Raw genomic sequence first — 13,752 nt, 5'->3', positions numbered from 1 at the left:
CTTAGCGAGGTGCCGAGTGGTGGGGCAAGAGCGTTTTGCTTACTTTTGCGCTTTTCAAAAGTGAGCCGCTGTAAGAGCGGAACCCATAGCGGCCATAACCGAAGAAACGGATATGCCCCCAATCCCAGTCACCAAGGAATCTAACCCCCCATGACAACCCAGTTCGATGACCTGCCACTGATCCGTGGCCAACGCTTGGAAATCCGCCCCAACCGCCACCTGAGCCTCACCCACCACGTGGGCACCACCCAACCCGACACGGTGGTGTTCTTCTGCCACGGCGCCGGCGGCAACAAGGACCAATGGCGCCACCAATGGCAAGCCCTGAAAACCGAAGGCTACAGCCTGGTCGCCTGGGACCTGCTAGGCCACGGCGAAAGCGCGAAACCCCACAACGCGGATGCCTACGCCTGGCCGGAACTGGTCGCCGACTACCTGCAAATCCTCAACCGCTACGGCGGCCCCCGCAACCTGATCGTCGCCCACTCGTTCGGCACCGGCCTGACCCTGAGTACCTTGCTGGCCAAACCCGCGATCCCCATCGAAGCCGCATTACTGCTGGGCACCCAACTGAACCGCCCCGGCAAAAGCGGCGGCCTGATGCGCCTGCCCGCCTGGATCCTGGAATGGCTGCGCCCACTGCTGGCCAAAGGTTTCCGCCAGGCCGCATGGAACGCCAAGGCCGACCCCGCCCTGGTCGCCTACGAAGAAAAACTCACCGAACACAACCCGCTCCACATGTTCAAGGCCCTGATGAAAAACGCCCAATGGCCAGACTCCAACGCACTGCTCACCCTGACCTTGCCCGTGAGCGTACAGGCCGGTGACAGTGACGGCCTGACACCCGCCAGCGGCGGCGAAGCATTGGCCCGGCATCTACCCAATGCCACGTTCCAGTTGCTGCCCGAATGCGGCCACCAACTGATGCTCGAAAAACCCGAAGACGTGCTGGCCGCTTTTCACCGACTAACCGCCAAACCAACGGTCACGGCGCTGTCGGAATAAACGCCACGCTGCCACCGTCACGCTTGTGGAACAGCCGCTCGCCATTGTCCGGCCGGGTACTGATCACCTGATGATCGCTGCCCAGATACGCCAGCGGCGCCGGCTCATCCTTGGTGTACTGCGCCACAATGATCGTGCGTTGCGGGTCGAAGTGCCGGCCGCTGGTTCTGTCCAGCCACGCCATGAACGCCGCACTGTCACCCTGGCGCGGGAAGTCCTGGGTTTCAGCCACGTAGTAGAACGGCGCCCCACCGTTTTGCAGGTACATCGGCACCTTGTTATCGACTTCCACCATCACCATCTGCCACTCATTCCACGGCGCGCTTTGCACCGCCTGGGCCTGCACGTCCTCGGCAAAACGGGTCACGCCGCCGTTGCCATTGGTCCACGGATATACCACCCCGAGCACCAGCAGCATCACCCCGGCGGCAATGCCGAACCCACGGAACCAACCCCGGCCGACCGTGCCTTTGCGGGCAATGCGCTCACTGACCCACCACGCCGCCAGCAACTGCGCGAACGGCACCAGCGGCAGCACGTAGTAGCTGCGCCGGCTGCCACTGGCGGTGAAGAACACAAACAGCAGGCCCAGGCCCCACACCAGCCAGCGCGTGTTGGGCGGGGTGTCGCGCCAGTGCCGCACGGCGAACCACAGGCCGAGGATCCAGCACGGGGCCCAGGGCAAGGTGTAGGCCGGCAGGTAGATCAGGTAGGTGTAGATCGGCCCCATATGGTCGAACGGGTCGAAGAAGCGCACCACGTTTTCCCGGAACACCAGTTCCAGGCCGCTTTCACCGTAGGTGGGTGCGCCGTAGAGATGGGACAGCACAAACGGAATCCCGTAGAACGCCCCGGCGATGATCACCGCCAGCACCAGGCGCAGGTTGAGGTGACGCTTGTAGCGTTGTTCACTGAGCAGGTGCGGCAACAGCACCAGCCCCGGCAGCACGAAGCCGATCAAGCCCTTGAACAGCGACGTCGCCGCCAGCAACAGGAAGAACACCGTGTAGCGCCCCAGCCGCGTATCGTCCGGCCCGCGCCAGTACCACCAGACCGCCGCCAGCACGCCGCACACGGTCAGCACATCTGCCGTGGCCACCCGGGCCCAGAAGATGAAGTAGAAGGTGGTCGCGAGCATCCAGCCGGCAATCAGGCCGGTGCCCTTGCGGAACAGGCGCTCGCCGATCAGGTAGACCAGCCAGATGCTCAGCCACGCCGAGATGACTGACGACAGGCGCAACGACCACGGCCCCAGGCCGCCCATCAGGTTGGCAAAACCGGTGATCAGCCAGTACGACGGCAGGGGTTTGTCGTAGTACGGGGTGCCCTTGAGGTAGGGGTCGAAGTAGTCGCCGCTCTGCAGCATGTGCAGGGTGATGTTCGCCCAGCGGGTTTCCGGGCCCCACAGGTCGCGGGCGCCCAGGCCCAGCAACAGGATCACGGCGGACACACCCAGGAGCAGCAGCAGGGCGCCGCGTTCGGTTTTCCAGAAATTCATCAAGCAATTCCAATGTGGGATGAGTGTTGAATGGGTCACCCCACACTAGTGCTGTCGTGTTACGGCAATTGCGGGTAGATGATGATCTCCAGGTCACCTTTGTAATAACGCTTGCCCCCCAGCGGCAACTGCCCGGCTTCGCGCATTTCACTGGTGCTCCTGACCCGCATCAGCACGCCCACCGAACCTTGCTGGCGCGCCTGTTTGAGCCAGGCCTGAACACTGTCCAGGCCGACCTTGCGGTGCATCGAGTCGGCGTATTGCAGGCCGTAGCGCAACTCGCCTTCGGTGTCGTAGAACGCCACCTCGGGCCGGCGCAGGCGCCATGACAGGGCTGAGGCAGAGCCCAGCTCGTTGCTCAACAGCGCGTGGGTCTGTTGCAGCTCGTCCAGGTGCTGGAGCACAAACTGGTCGGGCATCTCGTTATCTTCGATCATCGCCGGCATGCCCGCAGGCAACAGTGCCACCAGCAGGCCGATGCCCAGGGCCGGCATCGCCCACAGCGTCAGTGGGCGAAACGCTTGCAGCAGGTTGGCGAGCATCCAGCCCATCAGCACGATGAACGTCAGGGACAGGTTGAACATCTCGCTGTGGCTGTTGCCGTACAGCGGCCTGGCGATTTGCAGGTAGATCAGCGTGACCATCGCTGCCAGGCCGATGCCCAGGTTGAGCAGGCCATTGAAGCGCAGCGTGCGGGTGCGGGCATTCGCCAGCAGGTCGATCAATGCATGGCCCATCAGCAGCGCCAGCGGCAGCAGGCACGGCATGATGTAAGTCGGCAACTTGCCGTTGCTCAGGCTGAAAAAGCCCAGGGGCAGCAGCATCCACAGGGCGAGAAAGGCGATGGCGGGTTGGCGCTTTTCGTTCCAGGTCTTGCACAGGGTGGTCGGCAGCAGCGCCGCCCACGGCAGGCACGACACCACCATCATCGGCAGGTAAAACCACCAGGGCCGAGCATGCTGGGCGTTGTCGGAGGCAAACCGGCGGATGTGCTCATGCCAGAAGAAGAAGCGCCAGTAATCCGGTTCCTGCAGGTGGATGGTCAGCGCCCAGGGCAGGCACACCACGGCCGCCACCAGAATTGCCAGCGGGCCGTAGCGCAGCAGTTCACCCAGGCGACGCTGCCAGAGCATGTAGGGCAGGGCGATCAGTACTGGCAGCAACCACGCCAGGAAACCCTTGGTCATGAAGCCCATGCCGCAGGCCACTCCCAGCAGCGTCCAACTGGCGAGGCGAGCGCGAGCTGTGGAGCTGTCGAGGGCAAACCACAGCGCCGCCAGGCTCAGGTTGACCCAAAAGGTGAATTGCGGATCCAGGTTGGAATAACCGGCTTGCCCGGCCACCAGGCCGAAGCTCATATAGAGCAGGGCGCAGGCAAAACTCTTGCGCGGGTCGTTCCACAACCGCCGGGCGATCAGGTAGGCCAGCATGACGCTCAGGCCAGTGGTCAGCACGGAGGCAATGCGTACGCCGAACAGGTTTTGACCAAACACCGCCTGGCCCAGCGCAATCAGCCAGTAGCCGGCGGCGGGTTTTTCAAAATAGCGCACGCCCATGAAGTGCGGTGCCACCCAGTTGCCGCTCATGATCATTTCCTGGCTGATCTGGGCGTAGCGGGTTTCGTCGGGAATCCACAGGCCGTGCAGGCCCAACGGCAACAAATAGAACATCACGAATGCCAGTAGCAATACGGGCAATGGTTTAAGGCGGGTCATGGCTATTGCACTCTCAAGCAGTATTGACGGTGTATCAGCGCGAGCGCTGGATCAGCCATGCGCGAGGGGTGGAGCGTGTTCGGGTAGAAGTACGGCACAGAACGTTATTCCTTAAACAGTCTGTTGGTGGGCGCGGAGTTGAATATCCAGGCGCCCTAGTCAAGCTCGTTAAACGTGGAGCGTCCAATGAGTCATCGAAAGTCATGATCATACGGTGAGTATCTAAATGATTAGCAAGCTATGAATGGCGTCCAGGCAAGTTTGAATTAAAACTGCAAAATATCTCATCCCTTGGCTGTCTTTTTGCTGAACAAGTTTGAATGTTCAAATGTAAATAAGTGTTCAAAGTTGCTTTAGCACGGCCGCCCAGTCCTTGGGGTTCATAATACCCAGTGCCTTGAACTTTCCATTGGGCAGAACCTTTACGAACAGGGCACTGCCATAGTCGGCATGGGCGGCGTGTTCGAAGCCCAGCGCTTCTTCGAAGTCGCTGATGCAGGCGCTGTGGGTGACGAGCAGCAAGTTGCGGTCCGGGAGTTTGTGGGGGCGCAGTTCCTCGCCGATGGCGGGGCCGCAGATGGCCAGTGGGCCGGGTGACAATTCGGATTTACCGAACATGAACAGCGAGGTCTGCGCGGTGCGGGTGGTGGGGCTGCTCAGTACGTCGGTGTTTTCCATGCCCAGGGTCTGGAAGGCCTTGCCGGTGGCGGTAGCGGCCACCGAGCCGATAACGGTCAGGCCGTCTGCCGGGCCGAGGCAGGGATGGGAGGAGCGGTCGCAACGTTCTTCATGACGTACCAGCACCACCAGGTCGCCGTTGCGCCAGGCTTCCAGGGCGCCGGAGGTGAGCAGGCGATGGCCCACGCCCAGGTCCAGGGGCGAGCGTGGCCACCAGATAAACGCCGTCACCGCCAGGCTGACCATCACGATACCGGCCACGCCAAGCCATAGCTTGTTCAACTGCTTTAAAAAGGCCCAGCGCGAGCGCGACTTGCTCAGACTCAGGTCAACCACACTATTCACCATAGGTAACTTCCAGGCGTAATCCGGTAACTGGCAGTGGCAAGTTAGGCAAGGCGCCAAGTGACGAGCGCTTATGCAGGAATGTGCAAAAGCGTGTCACAGGCGCGCTGTCTTTTTGCTGAACATACCAATATAAAAAATTGTTCATTTGCATTAACAAGTGTTTGAAAATAACCAGCCTGTTATCTGTGCATGGGCGGCAATTTAAAGTTCGGCAGGTGGCGGCCGAGTGAAATCAATGTGAAAAATTTGCAGCGGGTCATAGGGCGCTCCTTTTGCCATGGTTGTGACATAAAAATGTGACAACCGTTATTCTCGGATTCAGTCCATAAACCGGTGGGGAAGCGTGATGCTGCAGGTACGAGGGGTATTCAAGAGCTACGGCACGCCGCAAGGGCCGCTGGCCGTGCTGGCGGGTGTCGACCTTGACTTGGGTGCGCGTTGCAGCCTCGCGCTGATGGGCGAGTCCGGCAGTGGCAAAAGCACGCTGCTGCACCTGGTGGCCGGGCTCGACCAGGCCGACCGTGGCAGCATCCTGGTGGGCAATAAGCGCCTGGACCAGATGAGCGAAGCGCAACTGGCCCACTGGCGCCGTACCGAGATCGGCCTGGTGTTCCAGCAGTTCAACCTGATCGGCAGCCTGCGGGTGGAAGACAACCTGGCATTTCAGGCACGCCTGGCCGGACGCCTCGATCCGGCATGGCAGGCGCAATTGGTGGAACGCCTTGGCCTGGGCGACTTGCTCAAGCGCTACCCCGAACAGCTGTCCGGCGGCCAGCAGCAACGGGTCGCGGTGGGCCGAGCCCTGGCATCGCGCCCGGGCCTGCTGCTGGCGGACGAACCCACTGGCAACCTCGACGAAGCCACCAGCGACGACGTGCTGCAATTGCTGCTGGACCTGCTGCGCGATAGCCCCACCAGCCTGTTGATGGTCACCCACAGCCCGCGTATCGCGGCGCGACTGGACCAGCAGGTGGTGTTGCACCGTGGCCAGGTGCTTGCGGCGGACGCCCGCTGAAGTGCGCGTCTTCCATTGGACACTGCGCGCGCTGCTGAGCCATTGGCGTCGCCACCCGGTGCAGTTCTTCAGCGTGCTCACCGGCCTGTGGCTGGCCACCGCGCTGTTGACCGGTGTGCAAGCCCTCAACAGCCAGGCGCGGGACAGCTATGCCCGCGCCAGCCAACTGATCGGCGGCGAACCCCAGGCCAGCCTCAGCGCGCCGGACGGTGCCAGTTTCCCCCAGGCGCTGTTTGCCGAGTTACGCCGCGCCGGGTGGCCGGTGTCGCCGGTGGTGCAGGGCCGCGTGCTGCTCAAGGGGCATGAAGACCAGCGCCTGCAAGTGATGGGCATCGACCCGGTGTCGTTGCCCGGCGGTGGCGCGCTGGCCGGGCAGACCCTGGACCGGGCGCAGATGATCGCGTTCTTCAACCCGCCGGGACGCACCTGGATCGCGCCGCAGACGGCGCAGGCGCTGGGCCTGAAAGAGGGCGACCAGCCGCTGACGGCCAGCGGGCTGGCGCTGCCGCCACTGCATGTTCAAGCGGACATGGCCCCCGGCCTGTTGCTGACCGACATCGGCTTCGCCCAACCGCTGCTGGACATGCCCCAGCGCCTGTCGCGGTTGTTGCTGGACAAGGCCTTTGCCGCCGCGCATCCCGCCTTGCCGCCGGAACTGGGCGCGCAACTGCAGCTCAAGCAGGCTGAGGAAAACAACCTCGCGCGCCTCACGGAAAGCTTCCACCTGAATCTCGATGCACTGGGCTTTCTGTCTTTTGTGGTGGGGCTGTTTATCGTGCACGCCGCCATCGGCCTGGCCCTGGAGCAACGGCGCGGCCTGCTGCGAACCTTGCGTGCATGCGGGGTGAGTGCGCGGATGCTGATCCTCAGCCTGGCAGTCGAACTCGGTGGCATGGCCGTGCTCGGTGGCCTGGTGGGCGTGGCCAGCGGGTATCTGTTGGCCAGCCTGTTGCTGCCGGACGTGGCCGCCAGCTTGCGCGGCCTGTACGGCGCCGAAGTGCCCGGCCAACTGAGCCTCAGCCCGTGGTGGTGGCTCAGCGGCCTGGGCCTGGGTTTGCTCGGCGCCTTGCTCGCCGGGGCCAGCAGTTTATGGCGGGCGGCGCGCTTGCCGTTGCTGGCGCTGGCCAATGCCCAGGCCTGGCACCAAGCCCATGGGCGCTGGCTGCGACGCCAGGGTTGGGTGGCGGGCGCGGCTTTATCGATCGCGCTGCTGGCGCTGGCGTTCGGCGATAGCCTGGCCAGCGGTTTTGTCTTGATGGCCGCGTTGTTGCTCGGCGCTGCACTGGGTTTGCCGGTGGTGCTCAATGGCGTACTCAAGACGGTATTGGGGCGCAGCCGCTCGGTGCTGGGCCAATGGTTTCTCGCCGATTGCCGCCAGCAATTGCCGGCCCTGAGCCTGGCGTTGATGGCCTTGTTGCTGGCGTTGGCCGCCAATATCGGCGCGGGCTCGATGACCTCGGGCTTCCGCCAGACCTTCAACAATTGGCTGGAACAACGCCTGACCGCCGAGCTGTACCTCAACCCGCAAACCCCGGCCCAGGCCGAGCAGTTGCACACCTGGCTGGTGCAGCAACCGCTGGTGCAGACGGTGCTGCCGACCTGGCAGGTCGCGGTGCAGCTGCAAGGTTGGCCGGCGGACCTGTTCGGCGTGGTCGACGACGCCACCTATCGCCAGCATTGGCCGTTGCTGGAAGCAGCGGCGGCTCCCTGGGACCAGTTGCTGCAAGACGACACCCTGATGCTCAGCGAGCAAATGGCGCGCCGGCTCAAGGTGCGGCTGGGGGATGTGATCAGCATTCCAACGCCCCAAGGCCCCTGGTCGCCGAAGGTGGTGGGTATCTACGCCGACTACGGCAACCCCAAGGGCCATCTGCTGGTGAATTCACGGCACCTGTTGCAGCACTGGCCGGGATTGTCGCCGGCGCGTTTCAACTTGCGGGTATTGCCGGGCAACGTGCCGCTGCTTGTTCGGGAAGTGCAGAGGCAGTTTGCCCTGGAAGACAGCCGCATCGTCGACCAGCAGCAGCTCAAGGGCTGGTCGAGCCAGGTCTTCGAACGGACGTTCGCCGCCACCGCGGCCCTCAACAGCCTGACCCTGGGCGTGGCCGGCGTGGCGTTGTTCATCAGCCTGCTGACCCAGAGCCAAAGCCGGCTGGGGCAGTTGGCGCCGCTTTGGGCACTGGGGGTGACGCGACGCCAACTGATGCTGCTCAACCTCGGCCAGACCTGGCTGCTGGCGGTGCTGACCCTGGTGCTGGCGTTGCCGCTGGGCTTGCTGCTGGCCTGGTGCCTGGACGTGGTGATCAACGTCCAGGCCTTTGGCTGGCGCCTGCCGTTGCAGGTATTCCCGTGGCAACTGGCGCAACTGCTGGGCCTGGCGATGTTGGCCACCTTGTTGGCGTCGGCCTGGCCGTTGTGGCAGCTGTATCGCAGTCGCCCGGCGGATTTGCTGAGGACCTTTGCCAATGAAGATTAAGTACCTGCTGTGGGCGACGTGCCTGCTGCTGGGCGCCTGCGATAAACCGCCCGCGCCTGAAGAGAGCTTCGCCGGGCTCGGAAGCCAGGCCGCGGATTTCGCCCAGGTGGTGCCCGGCAAGGTCTTCAGCTTTCCCGAAGACCACGGCCCCCATGATGGCTATCGCATCGAATGGTGGTACCTCACCGCCAACCTCAAGGACGCCGAGGGCAATGCCTACGGCGTGCAATGGACACTGTTTCGCAACGCCCTCAAGGCCGGGCCGACGCAGCCGGGCTGGCACGACTCGACCCTCTGGCTCGGCCACGCCGCCGTCACTTCGGCCTCCCGCCACTACGCCACCGAACGCTACGCTCGCGGCGGCGTGGGGCAGGCGGGAGCGCAGGCGGTGCCGTTCAATGCGTGGATCGATGACTGGAATTTCGCCACCCGCCCCGGTGCCGCCAGCCCCCTGGCGGACATGCAACTGACGGCAGCCGGTGAGCATTTCAACTACGACCTGCACCTGACCTCCAGCCGCCCGCTGGTGCTCCAGGGTGATAACGGCTACAGCCGCAAATCCGACCAGGGCCAGGCGTCGTACTACTACAGCCAGCCATTTTTTCAGGCGGATGGCCGCGTGACCATCGATGGCAAAACCTACCAGGTCACAGGCACCGCCTGGCTCGACCGCGAATGGAGCAGCCAGCCCCTGACCGCCAGCCAGACCGGCTGGGACTGGTTCTCCCTGCACCTGGACAGCGGCGAGCAGTTGATGCTGTTTCGGGTGCGGCAGAAGGACGGGCCGTCATACCTGACGGGCACCTGGATCGACCAGCAAGGCCAAACCCAGACCTTGCACAACCAGGACATCCAGCTGACACCGCTGGGCACCACCACGATTGATGGGCGCAGCATTCCTACCCAGTGGTCGTTGAAAATCCCGGGCAAGCAGCTGGACATCACTACCCAGGCGCTTAATCCCAAAGCCTGGATGAACCTGAGCATTCCTTACTGGGAAGGGCCGGTGAAGTTCCCGGGTGGGGTGGGGTACCTGGAGATGACCGGGTACTGAGGTCGAGGTTTTTTGTAGGCATTAATTACCTGCCAGGTAGGTGATTTCCCAAATGTAATTTCAGCCGTCCCAGCCTTGTGTCCGGGCCGCGTTCGGCTGCTTATATTCCTGCGCCATATTCATTACATCAGGGATGTAAGTGATGGCGCAGGGATACATCAATGACCGCACCACGGACTACCTCAGTTTGAAATCCCGGTTGCTGACCGGGTCCAGCCGGCAACTCTCCGATCAGTTCGACGCACTGAACCTGCACTTGCGTCAGGCCCGCCTGGTGACGCCGGGGCAGATGGTGATCGTTCCCGACGACTACGGTGTGGCGTGTACCGCCGATGATGCCTGGTTGATGCGCCATGCCCAGGAGATTCGACGCAACCTGGAGCTGGATGCTTCGGCGGGGACGGCGGTGGTCAATAACTATGACTTGCTGCAGAGCTTTCTGGGTTACAGCTCCTTGGGTGTCGGCAGCGCGACGTCGGCGTGGGGGCGACACCTGGACGAGGTCCAGCACACGTTGGAGGAGGTTGAACGGTTGCATCAGCGACTGAAGAGCGGTGCTGTGAACAAGGAGACGTTTATCCAGCAGCGCCAGATGTTGTTCCGACGTCTGGATATTCAATTGCAAGGCGCTGCGCGATTTGGCACGAGCCTGAAAACCAATAAATCGCTGAAGAAAGTGCTGGGTATTTCCACCAAGAGTTACCTGCACAAGAATGAAATCGTGGGCTATACGCAGCGGGTTCGCAGCATTGCCGAGACGTCGAGGTTTTTGGGCAAGGGGACGTATGTGGGGCTGGCGCTGGATGTGGGGGTGGCGGGGTTGGAGATCAAGGAGGCGTGTATGGAGGGGAGGGAGGCGATGTGTAGGCGGGCGAAGTATGTGCAGGGTGGGAAGTTGGTGGGAGGGGTAGCAGGAGCCGCGTGGGGCGGGAAGGTGGGTGCAGAGGTTGGACGTTACGCTTGCAAGTTGTTTTTTGGCGTCGTTACCCGGGGAAAAGGCGAGCTTATGTGCGGAATTTTGGGCGGTGCAACTGGCGGTTATGTCGGTGGAACTGAGCTGGGAGCCTTCGGGGAAGAAGTGGGTGATCTGGTGTATGAATCGGTAAGGCCGTAAGGATGTCTCTGAAATTACTCATCTTGCTCCTGGCACTCAGTACCCCTTTTGTTGGCCTGGTTCTGACCTGGTTCGTCGAGTACAAAAAACTGGATGAGCTGGAAAGCTACTTCAGCGAAAACGAATTGGTCCAGCGCAATAAGCGATTCTGGGGAAGGAATCAACCCATCGATAAAACCATGCGGTTGAGCGTTATTATCGGTTTTTTTACGTTGCCAAAACTCCATATGAGGCGTGGAGACGTGACTGAGCAAGAGCTGGCGTCGGTACCCCAGGCTCTCAGGCGATGGGTGACTTGGCCGTTTTACTACGGAGTGCTTTGGCTTTTGTGTTCCTGTACTTGGGTTATCTGGAAGAAATGGAAAATTCTTACTTTTTTTTAGAAATGACTGTACATGCATACAGTAATTATCCTACATTCCATCCCAGGTGACCGGATGTCACCGGTCACCTGAGCTTCAATTTTTTAACTATGGATGGATAAAAAATGAAATCTAAAAAAGCCTTTGTATTGGGCGCGGCCATGATGGCTGCCAGCTTCGTTTCGGCCTTTGCCCTGGCCGAGCAATACCCTTCGCAGAGCAGCGTGCACCTGAGCGAAAAAAGCTTGAGTGCAGCGGTCAAGAGCGCCCTGAAATCCGGGGGCAAGGTGCAGGCCACAGCGTCTTCGGCGCAGGTGCTGGATAAACTCAAGGTCGCACAAACAGCCAAGCCCGGCGGTGTGTCCAGGCAGGTTGCCAGCGTCGCGAAGCCCTCTGAAAGCGTGCAGATTGCAGCGGTGTCACGGCTGGTAAAATCGGCCAAGGCGCCTGCTGCCCAGGCCGCGTTTGTGCCGCTGTGCGACAGCCTCGATATCAATGTCGGTTACAGCTATGACGGATTGCTGAGTGGCCAATCCCAGTGCTTCCACTTCAATGTGCCCGCCAAGGCCAAGGTGCAGATTTATCTTGCCGGCCAACAGCCGGGGACCGAAATGGCCCTGACACTGTTCCAGGACGACGGGCAGAACAACCTGACGGCACTGATCACGTCTGATAACCCGGGCAACAGCGACGAAGTCATCAGCGGCATGCTTGAAGCCGGGGACTACTACTGGTTCCTGGAGGCCAAGGTGGCTGACGGTTCGGCCTTCGACTTCGGCGCGATCGTCAACACCGCGATTGACGCCTACGAGCCCAATGACACCGCGGAAACGGCGTTCGCCTTGCCGGACCGCTTGAATTATCTGACGGGCAACCTCGACAGCCCGGATGACGTTGACTACTTCGATTTCGCCGCTGTACGCGGGCAGGGTGTCAGCCTGTTCCTCGGTGATGACGACAAGGGCGTGCGTAATCAGTGGATCTTCGAGTACTTCAACGGCAGTGCCTGGGTCAACATTCCGGGTGGCTCGACAGCGACCTTTCCCAGCCGGGCACCGGGCTTTGTCTACAAGGCGCGCGTGCGGGCCAACCCCGCCGAGGCGTGGGATGCCAAGTCCGAGTACACGCTGACGTTCGGTTCAAGTCCGCGCCTGACGGACTCCGATGCGAGGGGCGGAACGGTGACCCGAATCCCGGTGGGCGTCGCCCCCCTGGCGACCCAGGCCGGTCGTCTCATGACCTGGAGAACCGAATGGAAAGACAGCACGGGAGCACCGTTGGTGGGGGTCACTTCACAGCTCAAGGTCGACAAGCGTTTTGTTCCGGGTCCGGACTTCAACTGGACGGTATTCTCGGCCGTCACCGATAGTGCCGGCAAAACATCCGGGAGCGCGGAGTTGGGCGGTTGTGTCGGTGACTACCGTGCCCAGTACTACGACAGCAGCACCGGTGTGAAGTACCTCTGGGACACCTGGTACAACGTCGGCGGCTGGCGCATCGACCTCAAGGAGTTGCCGAATGTCGGCGTCGGTGGCGATAACGTTCCCTACGTGAGCCTGGGGCATATCTGCAGCCAGGACATCATTGGCCGATAAGGGCGCATAAACACTTTTGCGACTGGTAGACGCCCCACTTAGGTGGGGCGTTTTTTATTGGGCTTTTTTTGATTCGGGCGTTTGCGGTTCCCAATGCAGGGTGCCGAACAGGTAGTCCATCAGCGGCAGGACGATATTGAAGTTGCGCCCCTGCATCAGTTCGCGACGGTGATGCAGGGCGTGCAGGTGGTGCATCTGGCGGATCCATGGCAGGCGGGCCACGGGGTGGTCGGGGTGCAGGTGTTCGCAGGCGTGGAAGAATTCATAGACCAGGTAGCCGAGGATCATGCAGCCGGCGAACAGGCCGGCGACGTTGGGGTTGAGGTGTTTGAGCAGCCACCAGGCGGGCAGGGTGATGGCCAGGCTGTGGATCAGGATGAGCCAGGCGGGGAACAGGATGACGCGCCAGTCTCGGGGGCTGTCGTAGGTCATGTGGCCGGGGGTGAAGAAGCTGTGGTGGTCGCCGGTGTGGCGGGCGTAGAACAGGCGGGCGACGGGGTGTTTGTGGTGGCCCAGGTGGCGGTGGACGAGGTAGATGCACAGGTTGAAGAAGACCAGGGTGAGGGGGATGGTCAGCCATTCCAGGGGTTGGATGTGTTGGGTGGTGGACCAGAACAGGGTGATGCAGAGCAGGCCGTAGCTGAACACGAAGCCGGCGTGGAGCCAGGGGTTGTAGTGGGGGGTGATGCTGGCGCGGTAGGCGGCGCGGAAGGCCTCGGTAGGGTGGGTCATTGGGGGCGCTCGGTGTTGTTTTTGTTGGGGGGTGAGCTTAGTTGGGATTGGGGGTTTTGCCTGGCTTCGCTGGGGGGGGCTCTGGGTACATATCCGTTATTTAAGTAACGGCTGCCTATGGTTTCGCTCTTACAGCGAGTCACTTTGCAAAAGCGGCAAA

General features: G+C 61.9%; 11 protein-coding genes. 7 read left to right on the top strand and 4 right to left on the bottom strand.

Annotated features, from left to right (window positions below):
- Positions 1 to 150 precede the first annotated feature (150 nt).
- Positions 151 to 1,005 (top strand): alpha/beta fold hydrolase, encoded by an 855-nt coding sequence (locus V3W39_RS33085; RefSeq protein ID WP_330214146.1) that lies wholly within the window; start codon positions 151 to 153, stop codon positions 1,003 to 1,005.
- On the opposite strand, the gene V3W39_RS33080 is transcribed toward V3W39_RS33085, so the two are convergent.
- From V3W39_RS33080 to V3W39_RS33070, 3 genes are all read right to left on the bottom strand, one after another.
- Positions 986 to 2,503 (bottom strand): ArnT family glycosyltransferase, encoded by a 1,518-nt coding sequence (locus V3W39_RS33080; RefSeq protein ID WP_330214145.1) that lies wholly within the window; start codon positions 2,501 to 2,503, stop codon positions 986 to 988. The two genes, V3W39_RS33085 and V3W39_RS33080, sit on opposite strands and share 20 nt — an antisense overlap.
- A gap of 59 nt (positions 2,504 to 2,562) precedes the next feature.
- Entirely contained in the window at positions 2,563 to 4,218 is a 1,656-nt protein-coding gene (gene arnT, locus V3W39_RS33075) for a lipid IV(A) 4-amino-4-deoxy-L-arabinosyltransferase (protein WP_177116284.1), read from the bottom strand.
- A gap of 342 nt (positions 4,219 to 4,560) precedes the next feature.
- Positions 4,561 to 5,244 carry a histidine phosphatase family protein gene (locus V3W39_RS33070; RefSeq protein WP_330214144.1) on the bottom strand — a complete coding sequence of 228 codons (684 nt, stop codon included), beginning with the start codon at positions 5,242 to 5,244 and terminating at the stop codon, positions 4,561 to 4,563.
- A gap of 346 nt (positions 5,245 to 5,590) precedes the next feature.
- Here V3W39_RS33070 and V3W39_RS33065 point away from each other — a divergent pair, with 346 nt between their 5' ends.
- The 6 genes from V3W39_RS33065 (at position 5,591) to V3W39_RS33040 (ending at position 12,860) form a co-directional block, all read left to right on the top strand.
- On the top strand, positions 5,591 to 6,259 hold the full coding sequence (locus V3W39_RS33065; protein WP_330214143.1) for an ABC transporter ATP-binding protein: 669 nt from the start codon (positions 5,591 to 5,593) through the stop codon (positions 6,257 to 6,259).
- 1 nt (position 6,260) lies between these two features.
- Positions 6,261 to 8,735 (top strand): ABC transporter permease, encoded by a 2,475-nt coding sequence (locus V3W39_RS33060; protein ID WP_330214142.1) that lies wholly within the window; start codon positions 6,261 to 6,263, stop codon positions 8,733 to 8,735.
- Positions 8,725 to 9,789 (top strand): lipocalin-like domain-containing protein, encoded by a 1,065-nt coding sequence (locus V3W39_RS33055; RefSeq protein WP_330214141.1) that lies wholly within the window; start codon positions 8,725 to 8,727, stop codon positions 9,787 to 9,789. The genes V3W39_RS33060 and V3W39_RS33055 overlap by 11 nt, the downstream gene beginning before the upstream one ends.
- Before the next feature lie 142 nt (positions 9,790 to 9,931).
- Entirely contained in the window at positions 9,932 to 10,903 is a 972-nt protein-coding gene (locus V3W39_RS33050) for a hypothetical protein (RefSeq protein ID WP_330214140.1), read from the top strand.
- A gap of 2 nt (positions 10,904 to 10,905) precedes the next feature.
- A complete protein-coding gene (locus V3W39_RS33045; RefSeq protein WP_294738804.1) occupies positions 10,906 to 11,286 on the top strand; it encodes a hypothetical protein in 381 nt (126 codons plus the stop codon).
- Between the two features lie 104 nt (positions 11,287 to 11,390).
- A complete protein-coding gene (locus V3W39_RS33040) occupies positions 11,391 to 12,860 on the top strand; it encodes a PPC domain-containing protein (RefSeq protein WP_330214139.1) in 1,470 nt (489 codons plus the stop codon).
- 54 nt (positions 12,861 to 12,914) lie between these two features.
- Here the strand turns inward: V3W39_RS33040 and V3W39_RS33035 are convergent, their stop codons facing one another.
- A complete protein-coding gene (locus V3W39_RS33035) occupies positions 12,915 to 13,592 on the bottom strand; it encodes a sterol desaturase family protein (RefSeq protein WP_330214138.1) in 678 nt (225 codons plus the stop codon).
- Positions 13,593 to 13,752 lie beyond the last annotated feature (160 nt).

It is taken from the genome of Pseudomonas sp. Z18(2022), from assembly GCF_036346535.1.
GTDB classification, from domain to species: Bacteria; Pseudomonadota; Gammaproteobacteria; order Pseudomonadales; family Pseudomonadaceae; genus Aquipseudomonas; species Aquipseudomonas yamanorum_A.
Note: the sequence above shows the minus strand (reverse complement) of the source record. Positions and strands in the feature narration are given on the sequence as shown.